General features: G+C 72.2%; 15 protein-coding genes. 13 read left to right on the top strand and 2 right to left on the bottom strand.

Annotated features, from left to right (window positions below; all coding sequences use genetic code 11):
- The first annotated feature begins 22 nt into the window (after positions 1 to 22).
- From pcaF to AB0C17_RS01275, 6 genes are all read left to right on the top strand, one after another.
- Positions 23 to 1,228 (top strand): 3-oxoadipyl-CoA thiolase, encoded by a 1,206-nt coding sequence (pcaF, locus tag AB0C17_RS01300; RefSeq protein WP_357382397.1) that lies wholly within the window; start codon positions 23 to 25, stop codon positions 1,226 to 1,228.
- Between the two features lie 115 nt (positions 1,229 to 1,343).
- Positions 1,344 to 2,162 carry an SAM-dependent methyltransferase gene (locus AB0C17_RS01295; protein WP_357382399.1) on the top strand — a complete coding sequence of 273 codons (819 nt, stop codon included), beginning with the start codon at positions 1,344 to 1,346 and terminating at the stop codon, positions 2,160 to 2,162.
- Positions 2,163 to 2,166: 4 nt separating this feature from the next.
- Entirely contained in the window at positions 2,167 to 4,317 is a 2,151-nt protein-coding gene (locus tag AB0C17_RS01290; protein ID WP_357382401.1) for an EAL domain-containing protein, read from the top strand.
- 88 nt (positions 4,318 to 4,405) lie between these two features.
- The gene (locus tag AB0C17_RS01285) at positions 4,406 to 4,906 is read left to right on the top strand and encodes a DUF456 domain-containing protein (RefSeq protein WP_357382403.1); all 501 of its coding nucleotides are present in this window, start codon (positions 4,406 to 4,408) and stop codon (positions 4,904 to 4,906) included.
- Between the two features lie 262 nt (positions 4,907 to 5,168).
- Entirely contained in the window at positions 5,169 to 6,743 is a 1,575-nt protein-coding gene (locus AB0C17_RS01280; protein ID WP_357382405.1) for an amino acid permease, read from the top strand.
- Positions 6,744 to 6,773: 30 nt separating this feature from the next.
- Entirely contained in the window at positions 6,774 to 7,151 is a 378-nt protein-coding gene (locus AB0C17_RS01275; RefSeq protein WP_357382407.1) for a nuclear transport factor 2 family protein, read from the top strand.
- 40 nt (positions 7,152 to 7,191) lie between these two features.
- Here the strand turns inward: AB0C17_RS01275 and AB0C17_RS01270 are convergent, their stop codons facing one another.
- On the bottom strand, positions 7,192 to 7,386 hold the full coding sequence (locus AB0C17_RS01270; RefSeq protein WP_357382410.1) for a DUF397 domain-containing protein: 195 nt from the start codon (positions 7,384 to 7,386) through the stop codon (positions 7,192 to 7,194).
- Positions 7,377 to 8,177, bottom strand: a complete 801-nt coding sequence (locus AB0C17_RS01265) for a helix-turn-helix transcriptional regulator (RefSeq protein ID WP_357382412.1) — start codon at positions 8,175 to 8,177, stop codon at positions 7,377 to 7,379. The genes AB0C17_RS01270 and AB0C17_RS01265 overlap by 10 nt, the downstream gene beginning before the upstream one ends.
- Before the next feature lie 408 nt (positions 8,178 to 8,585).
- On the opposite strand from AB0C17_RS01265, the gene AB0C17_RS01260 reads away from it, so the two are divergent.
- The 7 genes from AB0C17_RS01260 to AB0C17_RS01230 all read left to right on the top strand — a co-directional run bounded on the left by AB0C17_RS01260 (position 8,586) and on the right by AB0C17_RS01230 (position 17,545).
- Positions 8,586 to 8,879, top strand: a complete 294-nt coding sequence (locus tag AB0C17_RS01260; RefSeq protein ID WP_225980672.1) for a hypothetical protein — start codon at positions 8,586 to 8,588, stop codon at positions 8,877 to 8,879.
- The gene (locus AB0C17_RS01255) at positions 8,879 to 9,127 is read left to right on the top strand and encodes a flavin reductase (RefSeq protein ID WP_357382414.1); all 249 of its coding nucleotides are present in this window, start codon (positions 8,879 to 8,881) and stop codon (positions 9,125 to 9,127) included. Before AB0C17_RS01260 ends, AB0C17_RS01255 begins: the two co-directional genes overlap by 1 nt.
- A gap of 200 nt (positions 9,128 to 9,327) precedes the next feature.
- The gene (locus AB0C17_RS01250) at positions 9,328 to 10,692 is read left to right on the top strand and encodes a glutamine synthetase family protein (protein ID WP_357382416.1); all 1,365 of its coding nucleotides are present in this window, start codon (positions 9,328 to 9,330) and stop codon (positions 10,690 to 10,692) included.
- 119 nt (positions 10,693 to 10,811) lie between these two features.
- On the top strand, positions 10,812 to 12,167 hold the full coding sequence (locus AB0C17_RS01245; protein WP_357382419.1) for an aldehyde dehydrogenase family protein: 1,356 nt from the start codon (positions 10,812 to 10,814) through the stop codon (positions 12,165 to 12,167).
- A gap of 5 nt (positions 12,168 to 12,172) precedes the next feature.
- On the top strand, positions 12,173 to 12,940 hold the full coding sequence (locus tag AB0C17_RS01240; RefSeq protein WP_357382421.1) for a 3-oxoacyl-ACP reductase: 768 nt from the start codon (positions 12,173 to 12,175) through the stop codon (positions 12,938 to 12,940).
- Between the two features lie 11 nt (positions 12,941 to 12,951).
- A complete protein-coding gene (locus AB0C17_RS01235) occupies positions 12,952 to 13,671 on the top strand; it encodes a gamma-glutamyl-gamma-aminobutyrate hydrolase family protein (protein ID WP_357382423.1) in 720 nt (239 codons plus the stop codon).
- A 205-nt stretch (positions 13,672 to 13,876) separates the two neighbouring features.
- On the top strand, positions 13,877 to 17,545 hold the full coding sequence (locus tag AB0C17_RS01230; RefSeq protein WP_357467341.1) for a SpoIIE family protein phosphatase: 3,669 nt from the start codon (positions 13,877 to 13,879) through the stop codon (positions 17,543 to 17,545).
- Positions 17,546 to 17,575 lie beyond the last annotated feature (30 nt).

Here is a 17,575-nt window from a genome sequence, read left to right as displayed (position 1 = left end):
ACCCTCGAAGGACGTACGCGCGATGACAGTGGCCTATCTCGTTGCCGGAGTCCGTACCCCGATCGGCCGGTACGCCGGCGCGCTGGCCGGGGTCCGCCCCGACGACCTGGCCGCGCACGTCATCCGCGAGCTGGTGGCCCGCCACCCCTCGGTCGACTGGGCGCGTACCGACGACGTGATCCTGGGCTGCGCCAACCAGGCCGGCGAGGACAACCGCAACGTGGCCCGGATGGCCGCGCTGCTCGGCGGCCTGCCGGAGGAGGTGCCGGGCAGCACCGTCAACCGGCTCTGCGGCTCCGGCCTGGACGCGCTCGCCTCCGCCGCCCGCGCGATCGTCGCCGGGGACGCCGACCTGGTGGTGGCCGGCGGCGTGGAGAGCATGAGCCGCGCGCCGTTCGTCATGCCGAAGGCGGCCACGCCGTTCGCCCGTACCGCCGAGGTGTACGACACCACGATCGGCTGGCGGCTGGTCAACCCGCTGATGCGCGAGGGCTGGGGCATCGACTCGATGCCGGAGACGGCGGAGAACGTGGCGGCCGAGTTCGGCGTGGACCGGGCCGCGCAGGACGCCTTCGCGTACCGGTCGCAGCAGCGGGCCGCCAAGGCGCAGGCCGACGGCCGGCTGGCCGAGGAGATCGTCCCGGTGACGGTGCCCGCCGGCAGGCGCGAGACGAAGCTGGTCGAGGCCGACGAGCACCCCCGCGAGACGACGCTGGAAAAGCTGGCCGCGTTGCCCACCCCGTTCCGCGAGGGCGGCACCGTGACCGCCGGCAACTCCTCCGGCGTCAACGACGGCGCCGTCGCGCTGCTCGTCGCCTCCGCGGCCGCCGTCGAGCGCTACGGCCTCACCCCGCTGGCCCGGGTACGCGGCGCCGCGTCGGCAGGCGTACCGCCACGGATCATGGGCATCGGGCCGGTCCCGGCGACCCGGAAGCTGCTCGACCGTGCCGGCCTGTCGCTGGCCGACGTGGACGTGATCGAGCTGAACGAGGCGTTCGCCGCGCAGTCGGTGGCGGTGCTGCGCGAGCTGGGGCTGCCGGAGGACGCCGAGCACGTCAACCCGGGCGGCGGGGCGATCGCGCTCGGTCACCCGCTCGGCGCCAGCGGCGCCCGGCTGGCGTTGACCGCCGCGCTGGAACTGCGCCGCCGGGGCGGTCGGCGGGCGCTCGCCACCATGTGCGTCGGCGTCGGCCAGGGCATCTCGCTGCTGCTGGAGTCGGACGCCTGACACCGGCGGCAGCATCGCCTCTTGTGGATCTCCCATACCTGGCCGTACCGGCCTAGAGTGGTCTGGACCACATGATCCGCCATCGACGGCGGACGACGACCTGGGGGACCGAGCGATGCAGACGCCGGAGAGCCTGCCCACCGAGATCGATCTGACCCGGCCGAGCGCCGCCCGGGTCTACGACTACTTCCTCGGTGGGGCGCACAACTTCGAGATCGACCGGCAGCTCGCCGAACAGATCGCGGCCATGACGCCGAACCTGGCCGCCACCATGCGCTCCGGGCGGGAGTTCCTGCGCCGGGCCGTACGGGTGCTGCTCGACGCCGGCATCGACCAGTTCCTCGACATCGGCTCCGGCATTCCCACCGTCGGCAACGTGCACGAGGTCGCCCAGGCCGCCGACCCGGACGCCCGCATCGTGTACGTGGACATCGACCCGGTCGCGGTGGCGCACAGCCACGAACTGCTCGCCGGGAACGACCGGGCCACCGCGATCCTGGCCGATCTGCGCGAGCCGAAGCTGATCCTGGAGCACGCCGGGGCCAGCGGCCTGATCGACTTCGACCGGCCGCTGGGCATCCTGCTCGCCGGCGTGGTGCACTTCGTGCCGGACGCCGACCGCCCGGCCGACATCCTGGCCACGCTGCGCGCCGCCGCCGCACCCGGCAGCTACCTGGTCATCTCCCACTCCACGTTCGAGGACCAGCCGCAGGAGATGCTGGACGCGCAGCGGCTGTCGGCGCGTACCGCCACCGAGATCACGCTGCGCTCGCGGGCCGAGATCACCGGCTTCTTCGGCGACTGGACGATCCTCGAACCGGGCGTGGTGCACATGCCGCTGTGGCGGCCCGACGCGCCGTCGGACGTGGACGAGCACCCGGAGCGGTTCGGCGCCTTCGGCGGCGTGGCCCGGCACGACCGCGTCGCCGGCTGAGCCCGTGCGCGCCCCGGACAGCGACGGGGGAGACGTCAGCCGGCCCGGCGCCGCCGCGTACGCAGCCGAGTGGGCTCGCGCGGTGCGCCGCATCGGGTTCGTGCCGCTGAGCGCGGCCGAGACCGAGCGCCTGCTGGTGCCGCTCACCGAGCGGCTCGGCGAGGCCCTGCTCGCCCCCACCTTCTCCGCCTTCCCGGCGGAGGAGGTGGGGCGTGCCCTGGTCGAGGCGCATCTCACCGAGCCGGGCGTGCTCGACTGGTCGGTGCAGGCGTTCGGTGACCGGTTCCTGCCCTGGGTGCTGCCGTCCCGCACGGAGTCGCCCGAGCTGCGCGAGCGGGTCGCGTTGCTCCAGGGCGCGTTCGCCGCCGGCTTCGCCCGCGCGTTGCGCGACCGGGTGTTCAGCCAGCAGGAGCGGATCGCCCGTTCCGCCTGGCAGGCCCGGGACACCGTCGAGCAGGCGCTGCGGGACAGCGAGGCGCGCTTCCGGGCCGTCTTCACCGGCGCTGTCATCGGCATCGGCATCGCCGGGGTCGACGGGCAGATCATCGAGGTCAACCAGTCCTTCGCGGACATGCTCGGCTACACCGTCGCGGACATGCGGCGGATGAACGTGTCGGCGTTGTTCCACGCCGACGACGCGGCCGGGATGTGGGAGGTCTACCAGGAGCTGATCGAGGGCAAGCGGGACAGCGCCCGGGTGGAGAAGCGCTACTACCGCAAGGACGGCAGCGTGGTCTGGACCGACCTCGCGGTCTCGCTCATCCGGCACGACGACGGCCGGCCCCGGTTCACCGTCGCCATGGTGGAGGACATCACCGAGCGGTACGAGTTGCAGCAGCGGCTGCGCTTCCAGGCGCTGCACGACCCGCTGACCGGCCTGCCCAACCGGACGCTGTTCTTCGAGGAGCTGGGCCGGGTCTTCGACGGCGCGGGCCCGGACCAGCGCGTCGGGCTCTGCTTCATCGACCTGGACGGCTTCAAGGCGGTGAACGACAGCCTCGGCCACGACCTGGGCGACCGGCTGCTCAAGGTGATCGCCCGCCGGCTCAGCGACTGCGTGGCCGGGCGCGGCCACCTGGTGGCCCGGATGGGCGGTGACGAGTTCGTCATCCTTGTCGACTCCGACGGCGGCATCGACGACGCGGTGGAGGTCGCCGAGCTGGCCCTGGCCGCCGTCTCCGCGCCGGTGCACGTCGGCGACCAGCAGCTCGCCGTGTCGGCGAGCATCGGCATCGTGGACTGCCCGGCGGCCGAGACCAGCTCCGGCGAGCTGATGAAGGCCGCCGACACCACGCTCTACTGGGCCAAGGCGGAGGGCCGGGGCAGGTGGGCGGTGTACGACCCGGAGCGCAGCGCCGCCGACATCGCCCGCTCCGCGCTGGCCGCCAACCTGCCCGCCGCGCTGGACCGGGGCGAGTTCGTGCTGCACTACCAGCCGATCGTGTCGTTGCTGGACGGCACGATGGTGGCGGTCGAGGCGCTGGTGCGCTGGCAGCACCCGGAGCTGGGGCTGATCGGGCCGGATCGCTTCATCGGGCTGGCCGAGGAGACCGGTCTGATCGTCCGGCTCGGCGCCTGGGTGCTGCGTCAGGCGTGCCGCGACGCCGAGTCGTGGCGGCGCGCGTACCCGGACACGACGCCTGTGGTCAGCGTCAACCTCGCCGCCCGGCAGGCCGACGACGCGGCGATCGTGGAGACGGTGGCCGAGGCGTTGCAGCACACCGGCCTGCCGGCCGAGCTGTTGCAGCTGGAGCTGACCGAGAGCGCCGTCATGGGCAGCGCCGGGGAGCCGCTGCGGACGCTGCACCAGCTCGCCGACCTCGGGTTGCGGCTGGCCATCGACGACTTCGGCACCGGCTACTCGAACCTGGCGTACCTGCGGCGGCTGCCGATCCACTGCGTGAAGCTGGCCGGCCCGTTCGTCGAGGGGATAAGGGGTGACGGCGGGGACGAGGTCGCCGACCACCGGGACGAGCGGATCGTGGACGCGCTGGTCCGGCTGGCGCACGCGCTGGAGCTGTCGGTGACGGCCGAGGCGGTGGAGACCGAGGTGCAGGCGGAACGGCTGCGGGCGCTGCGCTGCGACACCGGGCAGGGCCGGCTGTTCGGCGCCCCCATGCCCGCCGACGGCATCCGCGCCCGCCTGGGCGGGTAAGGAAGGGCCCCCTATTAACGCCTCCGGTATAGCAGGGGGCCCCGCTTAACACCTTCCGCGCACGCGGCAGGCGAGGAAGGGAGATCCGGTGAGCCTCACCGATTCGCAGGCCGTGGTGTCAGTGGTCGCCGCGCTGGCGATCGTCGCCGGGCTGGCCGGGGTGATCGTGCCGGGGCTGCCGGCACTGCCGCTGTGCTGGGGCGGCGTGCTGGTGTGGACGCTGTTCGGCGACGCCGGGCCGGGCCGCTGGGCGGTGCTCGCCGCCGCCACAGTGATCGCCGCCGGCGGCACCGTGCTGAAGTACCTCTGGCCGGGGCGGAATCTGAAGCGGACCGGGGTGCCCACCATGTCGCTGCTGGCCGGCGGGCTGCTCGGCGTGGTCGGGTTCTTCGTCATCCCGGTGGTCGGGTTGCCGATCGGCTTCGTCGGCGGGATCTTCGGCGCCGAGCGGCTGCGGCTCGGCGACACCCGCCTCGCCTGGCCGGCCACCGTGCAGGCGCTGAAGGCGGCCGGCCTGTCGATGGTCCTGGAGTTCACCGCCGGCCTGATGATCGCCGCGCTGTGGGTCGCGGGGCTGCTGTTCGTCTAGAGGTGCGGCGGCGCGGGGCGTCCGGAGGGTACGGCCGATCGCCGTACATCAGTGAGAGAGAGGTGGACGCCGCGCGCCGCCGCGGACCGGGCGTTGCCGAGCGCCCGGTGCCGGCCCGTCGGGTCGGGCCTGGTCACGCCCACAATGATGCCCGCGGCGGGATCCGGCCACAACGCAATTACCGGGGTACGTATTGACCGGCTTGATCGGCTGGGAGCACACTGCGAGCACTCGCACGAGGATCGCCTCGAGGAGGTGTGCAGTGGCCACGACGCCCGCGCCGACCGCCGAGCAGCCGATGGACGACGACGCCCGACGACTCGCCGAACTCGGCTACAAGCAGGAGCTGCGCCGCAAGTGGAGCGGCTTCTCCAACTTCGCGATCTCGTTCTCCATCATCTCGATCCTGGCCGGCTGCTTCACCACGTTCGGCCAGGCGTGGAACAACGGCGGCCCGGTGGCGATCTCCTGGGGCTGGCCGCTGATCTCGCTGTTCATCCTGATCATCGGGTTCTGCCTCGCCGAGCTGGTGTCGGCGTACCCGACGGCGGGCGGCATCTACTGGTGGGCGGCGACCATGGGCCGGCCGGTGCACGGCTGGTTCACCGGCTGGCTCAACCTGATCGGGCTGGTCGCGGTGACCGCGTCGGTCGACTACGGCTGCGCCACCTTCCTCAACCTGACGCTGTCGGCGCTGTTCGACGGCTGGGCCGGGACCGGGCACCAGACGTTCGGGCTGTTCGTGGTGATCCTCGCGCTGCACGGGCTGATCAACATCTACGGTCACCACATCATCGACGTACTCCAGAACGTCTCGGTCTGGTGGCACGTGGCCGGCGCGGCCGCCGTGGTGCTGATCCTGGTCCTGGTCCCGGACAAGCACCAGAGCTTCCAGTTCGTCTTCACCGAGCGGTTCAACAACTCCGGCTTCGGCGACGGCGACACCGGCGGGCTGGCGTTCTGGTTCTACGTGCTGCCGCTGGGCTTCCTGCTCACGCAGTACACGATCACCGGCTTCGACGCCTGCGCGCACGTCTCGGAGGAGACGCGCGGCGCGTCGAAGGCCGCCGCGCAGGGGCTGTGGCGGTCGATCTTCTACTCCGCGGTGGGCGGCTGGATCCTGCTGCTGGCGTTCCTGTTCGCCGCCACCGACGTGGACGCGATAAACGAGGCGGGCGGCTTCTCCGGGGCGATCTTCGAGTCAGCGCTGACGCCGTTCTTCTTCAAGGCCGTCATCATCATCTCCACCATCGGGCAGTTCTTCTGCGGCATGAGCTGCGTGACGTCGATGTCGCGGATGGCGTACGCGTTCAGCCGCGACCGGGCGGTGCCCGGCTGGCGGCTCTGGTCGACAGTCAACCGCAACGGCACGCCGGTGAACGCCATCATCGGCGCGACGCTGGCCGGGCTGGTGCTCACGCTGCCCGCGCTCTACCAGCGCGGCGGCATCCCGGTCGCGTTCTACGCGGTGGTCTCGGTCGCGGTGATCGGGCTGTACCTGTCCTTCATCATCCCGATCTTCCTGCGGCTGCGGATGGGCGACCGGTTCACTCCGGGCCCGTGGACCCTGGGCCGGCGCTACAAGCTGCTCGGCTGGATCGCGGTGGTCGAGATCGCCGTCATCTCGGTCTACTTCGTGCTGCCCATCGTCCCGGCCGGTGTGCCCGGCAATCCCGACTTCAGCTGGACGGCGGTGAACTACGCGCCGATCGCGATCGGTGGCGTGCTGCTCGGCGTCGCCATCTGGTGGTACGCCTCGGCCCGCAAGTGGTTCACCGGCCCGCGCCGTACCGTCGACCAGGCGGATCCGGAGCCGGAGCCCGCCGAGCCGTCGTAGCTGTCGGTGGGGCCTGCCATGATCCGGCCTATGAATGCGGAAGCGGTGGTACGCGCGCTGTGGGATCGCATGCAGGCCCGCGACTGGACCGGTGTCGGCGAGCTGCTGGCCGACGACGTGGTGGTGGAGTGGCCGGCCAGCGCCGAGCGGATCGTGGGCCGCGACAATTACGTGAAGATCAACGCCGAGTACCCGGAGGGCTGGTCGATCCGGGTACTGCGGGTGGTGGCGTCCGGGGAGACGGTGGTGTCCGAGGTGGAGGTGCCGCACGAGGGGATGGGCGTGCACCGGGTCGCGTCGTTCTGGACCGTGCGCGACGGGCGGATCGTCGAGGGCCGGGAGTACTGGACCAGCCTCGGCCAGGACCCGTCCCCGCAGTGGCGAGCCGCCTGGGTCCAGCCGATGTGAGCGCTGGGCTGTCCGGAGATCTTGGCGATGGCTTTGTCGGTCAGGTCGCAGGCCCCATCTGCTTGGCCAGTGTGACGAACGACCGCCACGATGTCGGGGTGACGTGGAGCGTCCCGCCGTCCCGGTCCTTGGAGTCGCGTACCAGCACCACTTCCGTCAGGTTGTCAGCCACCTCGACGCAGTCGGTGTTGCCACTCCGGGTCGCCTTTCGCCAGGTCGCGCCGCTCACATCCATGACGTCTCCACCTCTTTCAGAAGCTCGAGAGACTGCCGGCGGGGCAAAGCTTCACTCCGGATCATCTCCCATCTCGACAGAAGCGTAGCCACGTCGGCGTCACCGTCGATCACGCTCGTGGTGAGCTGGCATTCCATGCTGGCGACCCAACCGCCCTCCGCGCCTCTCGCCAGAGTGAACGGACCGGACAAGCCGATGTGCAACCCGACCTGTAGTGGAAGCACGTGAATACTGATGTGCGGGCGCTCGGCACAGACGACCAGGTGCTCGATCTGCTGAGCCATCAGCCCACGGAAGCTCTCTTCGCGGCGGTGCAGCATTCCCTCGTCGAGTACAGCGACGAGCTGGGGCGGAGACGGCTGCCGCAGGACTTCCTGGCGATCCATGCGGGCTGCCACGCGGCTCTCCACGTCGGCATCGCTGAGTAGGTCGTCACAGCGAATCACCGCTCGGGCGTAGTTCTCCGTCTGAAGCAGGGCTGGAACGAGAGTCGGGTGGAAGCACCGGAGCTGTCGAGCGTTGCGTTCGGCATCGAGCCATGGTCGGAGCCAGGACGGCAAGCCCTCGCGTTCGGCCATCTTGAGCAGGGACACCAGCAGGCCGCCGGAGTTCAGCACCTCGTCGGCACGAGCCAAGAAGAGCCGGTCGTACGGACGGCTGCCGGTTTCGACGGCGGACACCATTGACGGCGAGTAGTGGACCAACCGGCCGAATTCCTCCTGATTGAGACCGGCAACGTTCCGTAGGCGGCGGAGCTGCGATCGGATGAGATCGGCTGTCGGTTCCTCCACAGTTCCTCCACAGTCCGTGCGTGAACTTCATTCGACATCTGCCGGCCGGCCCGGTGCTTCACTCGTGCGCCGTGACCAGGCTCGATGCCTTCCGACCGTAGCGGTGTCCTCACCAGACTGTCACGCATGCGGATCCGCTCGTCGCAGGCGAGCACGGGCGGATTCCAGCCCGGGGCCGCCCGGTCCCGACGATGCCGGGCGGCCCCCTCCATACAACGAGGAGGCCGATGTGCGTGTCCGATGGTTCCGGTGCCGTACCCGGGAGCTGCCCACCCTGCCGAAGCGCGACCCCGGCAGCAACCTGCCGGCGTGGATGCGCGAGCCGACCCGGGTGTTTCCCACGGTTCGCCCGGGCAGCCCCGGTCGTCTGACACGGGCGCAGGAGTGGCGGGCGAACGGGGGCCGTTGGTGACGGCTCTGGTCGGTGTCCTCAGCGCCATCGGGCACATCGGGTACCAGCCGGACTGGAAATGCGAGCGCTGTCAGGAGCCGTGGCCGTGTCCCACTCTGCGTCGCATTCCGCGCGATCAGCTCGATCCGGCAGCGCTCATCCGGATGATGGCGTTCCTCGTGCGCGGCGCGATCCGGGATCTGCGTGGCCGAGTCGAGGGGCCCGAACCGCCCGAGATCGTCAGGCGGTTCTTCTGGTTCCTTCCGCTCAGCGACGACGAGGCGCGTGCAATCGCTCGAAGGCTGCGGTGATGGGCCGTCGCGTGGTTCCGCACCTGCCTATGCGTCCGCTCTGGCGGTGCCGCAACTGCGGCGCGGAGTGGCCCTGCCAGCCGGCCCGGCTGTCGCTACTCGTCGAGTACCGGGAGGACCGCACCGCGCTGCTGCTCCATCTCGGCGGGCTGATGGCCGAGGCGCGGGAACAACTCGCCCAGTTGAATCCCGACCACGCGCCGGACCTGCACCGCCGTTTCCTGGACTGGGCGCGGGTTCGTGGCTGACGCCGGGTGGGCTGTCCGCGTACCCCAGGGTCAGCTCGTGGCGCGGCGGTGGGCGGGCGGGAAGCGGAGGATGCGGTCGTCGCCGGCCACGACCGCGACGGTACGACGGCGCATGCGCTCTCCTCGGTTTCGCACCCGGCCCCGCCGGGGCATTGACGGTGATCCGGTTTGCCAGTAGACCTTGGTGATGGAGGCCCCTGATGAAACCAACGCCGCTCTCGCTGGAACAGTTGCGGGTCGCCGTCGCCGAGGGTGAGATCGACACGGTGGTGCTCGGCCTCACCGACATGCAGGGGCGCCTGCAGGGCAAGCGGTTCCACGCGCCCTACTTCCTCGACCAGGTGGTCGCGAACGGCAGCGAGGGCTGCAACTACCTGCTCGCCGTGGACGTCGACATGAACACCGTCGACGGGTACGCGATGTCGAGCTGGGAACGCGGCTACGGCGACTTCGCCATGCGCCCCGACCTGGAGACGCTGCGCCGGACGCCCTGGCAGCCCGGGTCCGTGCTGCTGCTCGCCGACCTGGAGTGGCTGGACGGCTCCGGCCCGGTGGTCGCCTCGCCCCGGCAGATCCTGCGCCGCCAGCTCGACCGGCTGGCCGCGCACGGGCTCACCGCGTACGCGGGCACCGAGCTGGAGTTCGTGCTCTACCGCGACTCGTACGAGGAGGCGTGGCAGCGTGGCTACCGCGACCTGACCCCGGCCAACCAGTACAACGTGGACTACTCGCTGCTGGGCACCGCCCGGGTCGAGCCGCTGCTGCGCCGCATCCGCACCGAGATGGCCGGCGCCGGGCTGACCCCGGAGAGCGCGAAGGGCGAGTGCAACCTCGGCCAGCACGAGATCGCGTTCCGGTACGACGAGGCGGTGCGCTGCGCCGACCACCACGTCATCTACAAGAACGGCGCGAAGGAGATCGCCGCCCAGGAGGGCATGTCGATCACGTTCATGGCCAAGCCGAACGAGCGGGAGGGCAACTCCTGCCACATCCACTTCTCGCTGCGCGACGCGTCCGGCTCCTCGGCCATGCTGGGCGACGGGCCGGCGCACCTGAGCGTCACCGGGCAGCGGGTGCTGGCCGGGCTGCTGGCCACCATGCGCGAGTTCAGCCTGTTCTTCGCGCCGAACATCAACTCCTACAAGCGTTACCAGCCCGGCTCGTTCGCGCCGACCGCGTTGCGCTGGGGCACCGACAACCGCACCTGTGCGCTGCGGCTGGTCGGGCACGGGCAGGGGATGCGGGTGGAGAACCGGGTGCCGGGGGCCGACGTGAACCCGTACCTGGCGATCGCCGCGCTGGTGGCCGGCGCGGTGCACGGCATCGAGAACGAGCTGGAGCTGGCCGACGAGTGCACCGGCAACGCGTACGACGACCCGGACGCCGAGCGGGTGCCGACCACGCTGCGCGACGCGCTGGACCTGTGGCAGCGTTCGACAGTGGCCCGGGAGGCGTTCGGCGACGAGGTGGCCGACCACTACGCCAACCAGGCGAAGGTCGAGCTGACCGCCTTCGACGCCGCCGTGACGGACTGGGAACTGACCCGTGGCTTCGAACGCCTCTGAGGTGTCCGCCCCCAGTCTCCGCGCCGATCTTGCACTTGCGGCCCCGGGTGCGGGTGTCATGCGACTTTTGCCGGGGCGGCAAGTGCAAGATCGCGGGGGCGAGGGGGAGGGGGACGCGCGTGGGTGAGGTGATTTCGCCCGTCGACGGGGCCGGTATCGGGGTCGTTCCGGGGTGCTCCGTTGACGACGTGGACGCGGCCGTCGCGCGGGCTTCCGCCGCGTTCGAGGGGTGGCGTCGGGTGGCGCCCGGGGATCGGGGGCGGCTGCTGCGGCGGTTCGCCGCACAGGTCGACGCGCACCTGGAGGAACTGGCGCTCCTTGAGGTGCGCAACGCCGGGCACACCATCGGCAACGCGCGCTGGGAGGCGGGCAACGTCCGCGACGTGCTCGACTACTACGCGGGCGCGCCGGAGCGGCTGACCGGGCACCAGATCCCGGTGCCCGGTGGGCTCGACGTCACGTTCCACGAGCCGTTGGGCGTGGTCGGCGTGATCGTGCCGTGGAACTTCCCGATGCCGATCGCCGGCTGGGGATTCGCCCCGGCGCTCGCCGCCGGCAACACGGTGGTGCTGAAACCGGCCGAGCTGACCCCGCTCACCGCGCTGCGCCTGGCCGAGCTGGCCCGCGACGCCGGCCTGCCCGAGGGCGTGTTCACAGTGCTGCCCGGCCGGGGCAGCGTGGTCGGCGAACGGTTCGTCACCCACCCGGCGGTCCGCAAGATCTGCTTCACCGGCTCGACCGAGGTCGGTACCCGGATCATGGCCGGCTGCGCCGCCCAGGTGAAGCGGGTGACGCTGGAGCTGGGCGGCAAGTCGGCGAACATCGTCTTCGCCGACGCGGACCTGGAGAAGGCGGCGGCCACCGCGCCGTACGCGGTCTTCGACAACGCCGGCCAGGACTGCTGCGCCCGCTCCCGGATCCTGGTCCAGCGCCAGGCGTACGACAGGTTCCTGGAACTGCTCGAACCAGCCGTACGGGCGGTGCGGGTGGAGGACCCGTCCCGGGACACGGCCGAGATGGGCCCGCTGATCTCCGCCGCGCACCGGGACCGGGTCGCCGGGTACGTCGACGGGGCGGACGTGGCCTTCACCGGCTCGTGCCCCGACGGCCCCGGCTTCTGGCACGCCCCGACGGTGCTGCTCGCCGGCTCCCCGGCCGACCGGCACTGGCGGGAGGAGATATTCGGCCCGGTCGTCTCGGTGCTGCCGTTCGACGACGAGGCGGACGCGATCCGGCTCGCCAACGACACCGAGTACGGGCTCTCCGGCTCGATCTGGACCCGGGACGTCGGGCGGGCGGTGCGGGTGGCCCGCGCGGTCGAGTCGGGCAACCTCAGCGTCAACTCGCACTCCTCGGTGCGCTACTGGACCCCGTTCGGCGGGATGAAGCGCTCCGGCCTCGGCCGGGAGCTGGGTCCGGACGCGCTGCACGCCTTCACCGACGTCAAGAACGTGTTCATCGGCACCGAGGAGTGATCACAGTGCAGGGACGGCTTTCCGACCGGGTGGCGGTGGTGACCGGCGCGGGCAGCGGCATCGGGCTGGCCACCGTACGGCGTTTCGCCGCCGAGGGCGCCCGGGTGGTGTGCGTGGACATCGACGCCGACGCCGGCACCCGGGCCGCGCAGGAGGTGGGCGGCGAGTTCGTGGCCGCCGACGTGGCCGACGAGACGGCGGTCCGCGACCTGTTCGACGGGGTGGTGGAGCGGCACGGCCGGGTGGACGTGTCGTTCCACAACGCCGGCATCTCGCCGCCGGACGACGACTCGATCCTGGAGACCGGCCTGGACGCATGGGAGCGGGTGCTGCGGGTCAACACCACGAGCGTCTACCTGTGCTGCAAGTACGTCATCCCGCACATGCGCCGGCAGGGCAAGGGCTCGATCATCAACACCGCCTCGTTCGTGGCGCTGATGGGCGCGGCCACGTCGCAGATCGCGTACACGGCGAGCAAGGGCGGGGTGCTGGCGATGACCCGGGAGCTGGGCGTGCAGTTCGCCCGCGAGGGCATCCGGGTCAACGCGCTGTGCCCCGGGCCGGTGGCCACGCCGCTGCTGCTGGAGCTGTTCGCCAAGGACCCGGAGCGGGCCGCCCGGCGGCTGGTGCACGTGCCGATGGGCCGGTTCGGCGATCCGACCGAGATCGCCGCAGCCGTGGCGTTCCTCGCCAGCGACGACGCGTCGTTCATGACCGCCGCGCAGTTCGTCGTCGACGGCGGCATCACCGGCGCCTACGTCACACCCCTGTGAGAGCGCGCACTGTGAGCGCGAGAAGGCCGGTCATCGGCATCACCGCGTACGTCGAGCCGGCCGGCTGGGCGGTGTGGCGGGACGTACCGGCGACGCTCGTGCCGCACGCGTACGTCCGGGCGGTCACCGCTGCCGGCGGCCGGGCCGTGGTGCTGCCCCCTGACGATCTCGACGCGGACGTGCTGGGGCTGCTGGACGGGCTGCTGCTGGCCGGCGGCGCGGACGTCGGCCCGGAGCGGTACGGCGAGCCGCCGGACCCGCGCACCGAGAGCCGGCCGGAGCGCGACGCCGGGGAGACGACGTTGCTGACCGCCGCGCTCGCCGCCGACCTGCCCGTGCTGGGCGTGTGCCGGGGCATGCAGTTGCTCGCCGTGGCGTACGGCGGTCTGCTGCACCAGCACCTGCCGGACGTGGTCGGGCACGACGGGCACCGTCCCGCGCCGGGCGTCTACGGGTCGCATCCGGTGCGCTTCGCCGAGGACAGCCTGGCCGGGCGGGTGATGGCCGGCGTGGACCGGGTCAACTCGTACCACCATCAGGCGGTGGCCGACCCCGGCGGCCTGGCGGTCACCGGCTGGGCCGGCGACGGGGTGATCGAGGCGGTGGAGGATCCGGCGCGGCGCTTCGTGCTCGGGGTGCAGTGGCATCCGGAGAACGAACCGGATCCGCGGCCGGTGGTCGCGCTGGTCCGGGCCGCCGTGTCGGCCAGATCACACACCCGCGTTTCGTAGGTGGGGACGGGCGGATCGGCGGTCCCGTCGCCGGGGCGGTGACCGCCCGAGTCGCACCGGGCCGTCGGTTACGCCAGGATGAGGCCGAGGTAACCAGCGTCGAACGGTGCGGGTGCGTTACGTTGCTCCTCCGTCGGGGTAGTAGGCGGGGACGGTCGGCGGAGCATCGCCGGCCGTCACGATCATGGCCGGAGCGGGAGGCTACATGAGCTCGGCCCACGGGGGCGGGGAGGACGGTCGTTCGTCCCCCGCGGCCGGCGAGGCGTCACTACCGCCGCTGCTCGCCGCGGCGTTCGCCGCCGGCGGTGAGATGGGCGGCCGGCTGCGCGGCTTCGACTGGTCCACCACCGCCCTCGGCAGCCCGGACCGCTGGCCCGCGGCGCTGTGCCACGCCGTGAGCACCATGCTGTCGTCCCGCGCCCAGATGGTCGTCTTCTGGGGCGAGGAGCACCTGGCCTTCTACAACGACGCCTACCGGCCGACCATCGGCGACAAGCACCCGGCCGTGATCGGGCAGCCCGCCCGGCGGCACTGGGCGGAGACCTGGGACGTGCTCGGCCCGCTGCTGGACGGCGTGCGCCGCACCGGCGTGCCGTACCGGGGCGAGAACCACCCCTTCGTGCTCGACCGCCACGGTTTCCTGGAGGACGTCTACTTCGACGTCTCGTACGACCCGATCCGCAGCGCTGACGGCACCGTCGGCGGTCTGTTCTGCTTCGTCAACGAGACCACCGGCCGGGTGCTCGGCGAGCGCCGGCTGCGCGCCCTCGCCGAGCTGGGCAACGAGCTGGGCGACGTGCCGGGCCTGCTCGAATTGGGCCAAGCCGTCACTCGGGTGCTCGACGCCCACCGCGCCGACGTGCCGTTCAGCGCGCTGTGGTTCGCCGACGAGCGCGGCACACTCGTGCCGGGCGGCTGCTCGGGCGTGGATCCGGCCACCGTCGCCGGTCCGCCGCCCGGCCTGCCCGACGGCGAGCCGTTCACCGAGCCGCGCTGGATCGCCACCGCCGAGCTGCCGGGCGCGGTGCCGCCGGACGCCGCCGACCAGGCGCTCCTGCTGCCGCTGACGGCCACGAACGAGCCGGCCGGCGTACTGCTGCTCGGGGTGTCGCGCCGGCTGCCGTTCACCGACGACTACCGCGACTTCGTCGACCTGGTCGCCGCGCAGGTGTCCCGGGCCGTGGGCAAGCAGCGGGCGTACGAGCAGGAACGCGCCCGCGCCGCCGAGCTGGCCGCGCTGGACCGCGCCAAGACCAACTTCTTCGCCAACGTGAGCCACGAGTTCCGTACCCCGCTCACGCTGGTGCTCGGACCGATGGAGGAGATGCTCGCCGACCGGGAGCTGCCGGACCGCTACCTCGACCGGCTCACCGTCATGCACCGCAACGGGCTGCGCCTGCTCAAGCTGGTCAACACGGTGCTCGACTTCTCCCGGCTGGAGTCCGGCCGCCTGGCCGCCCGCTACCAGCCCACCGACCTGTCCGACCACACGTCCCGGCTGGCCAGCACGTTCCGCTCGGCCACCGAGCGGGCCGGGCTGCGCCTGGTGGTGGACTGCCCGCCGCTGCCCGCGCCGGTCTACGTCGACCGGGACATGTGGGAGAAGATCGTCCTCAACCTGGTGTCGAACGCGGTCAAGTTCACCTTCGACGGCGAGATCCGGGTCCGGGTCCGCGCGACCGACGGCGCCGCCGTCCTGGAGGTGTCCGACACCGGCGTCGGCATCGCGCCGGAGGAACTGCCGCAGGTCTTCGAGCGGTTCCACCGGGTGGCCGGCGCCCGCTCCCGTACCCACGAGGGCACCGGCATCGGGCTCGCGCTGGTCCGCGAGCTGGTCGAGATGCACGGCGGCACGGTGACCGCGCGCAGCGTCGTCGACCGCGGCACCACGTTCACCGTGACACTGCCGTTCGGGTACGCGCACCTGCCCGCCGACCGGGTGGCCGCGCTGTCGCCGGTGCCGCTCAGCGAACCGGAGCAGGCCCGCCTGTACGTCGCCGAGACGGCACTCTGGACCGACGAGGTGGCCCGTCCCACCGGCCTGCCGGAGCCGTCCGGCTCGCCGGGTGGGTCCGGCCGCATCCTGTTCGCCGACGACAACCCCGACCTGCGCGAGCACGTCTGCCGGCTCCTCTCCCCGGCGTACGAGGTGGTGGCCGTGCCGGACGGCGTGGAGGCGCTGCGGCTGGCCGTCGAGACCCCGTTCGACCTGGTGCTGACCGACGTGATGATGCCCCGGCTGGACGGCTTCGGGCTGGTCGCCGCGTTGCGGGCCGAGCCGGCCACCCGGCACGTGCCGATCGTGCTGCTCTCCGCGCGGGCCGGCGCCGCCGAGGAGGTCGCCGGCCTGTCCACCGGCGCGGACGACTACCTGACCAAGCCGTTCTCCAGTCAGGAGCTGGTGGCCCGGGTGCGGGCCAACGTCGAGCTGGGCCAGTTGCGCGGGCAGATCATCCGCCGGCTGCGGGCACTCGCCGACGCCGCCGTGGAGATCAACACCGCCCGGTCCACCGCCGAGGTGGTACGGGTGGCCGCCCGGCACGCGCTGCGCCTGGCCGAGGCCGGACGGGTCCGGGTCACCGCCACCGGGGCCCGCCACGAGGAGGACGCCGGCGGCGACCTGCCCGCCGAGCCGAGCGTCGTGCTGCCGCTCACCGGCACCTCCGGCGAGCAGCTCGGCGAGCTGCTGGTGTGGCGCCGGGAGGGCGGCGGCACCGAGGAGGCGGCGCTGACCGAGCTGGCCCGGCTGGTCGGCGTACGGCTGGAGAACGCCCAGCTCTACGAGGCCGAGCACCACATCGCCACCACGCTCCAGCACAGCCTGCTGCCACGTACGCTGCCGCAGCTGCCCGGCGCGGTGGTGGCCAGCCGCTATCTGCCAGGCAGCGCCGACGTGGAGGTCGGCGGCGACTGGTACGACGTGATGGCCACCCCCGACGACGACCTGGTGCTCGTCATCGGCGACGTGGTGGGCAAGGGCGTGCGGGCCGCCGCGGCGATGGGCCAGCTCCGCAACGCGCTGCGGGCGTACGTCCTGGAGGGCTACGACCCGGGGGAGGCGCTGACCCGGCTCAACCGGCTGGTCCACTCCGCCGGCAGCGGCTCCTTCGCCACAGTGGTCTGCCTCGGCTTCTCCCCGCGCACCGGGCGGATCCGGTACGCCAGCGCGGGCCACCCCTCACCCCTGCTGATCCGAGGAGACGACGTGGCGTTCCTGCACGATCGGGCCCTCGGACCGCCGATCGGCGCGATCCCCGGCGCCGTCTACCCGGCCGCCGAGGGGGAGATCGCCCCGGGCCACCGGCTCCTGCTCTACACCGACGGCCTGATCGAGGACCGCTCCGCCGGCATCGACGCCGGGCTGGGCCAGTTGCGGGCGGACGCGTCGACGCGCGCCGGGCACGTGGCGGACCTGGTCGACGCCGTCATGGCCCGGGTGGCCGGGCGGTCCCGGCACGACGACGTGGCGGTGCTCGCGCTGGAGGCGGCCGAACTGAACCGGTTCGCGCTGCGCCTGCCCGCCGACCCGACCCGGCTCAGCGTGCTGCGCAAGCGGCTGGAGGACTTCCTCGTCGCCCACCAGGTCGGCGAGACCGACCTGTTCGACCTGACGGTGGCGGTGTCCGAGGCGGCGGCGAACGCGATCGAACACCCGGTCGACCCGGCGGAACCGACGATCGAGGTCGAGGTGACGATCGCCGACCGCACGGTCACCGCGACCATCCGGGACAGCGGGCGCTGGCGGGAGTCGAGCGGGTCGAGCTTCCGGGGACGCGGGCTGGCGCTGATCCAGGCGCTGGGGGAGATGAACGTGACCCGTACCGAGGAGGGCACCGAGTTGACGCTGCGCCGCCGGCTGACCGACCGGGACTGAGGCTGTTTGCCGCGTAAAGCGGATCAAATG

It is taken from the genome of Micromonospora sp. NPDC048887, from assembly GCF_040649715.1.
Classification (GTDB): Bacteria; Actinomycetota; Actinomycetes; order Mycobacteriales; family Micromonosporaceae; genus Micromonospora.
This window is presented reverse-complemented; position numbering and strand designations above follow the sequence as displayed.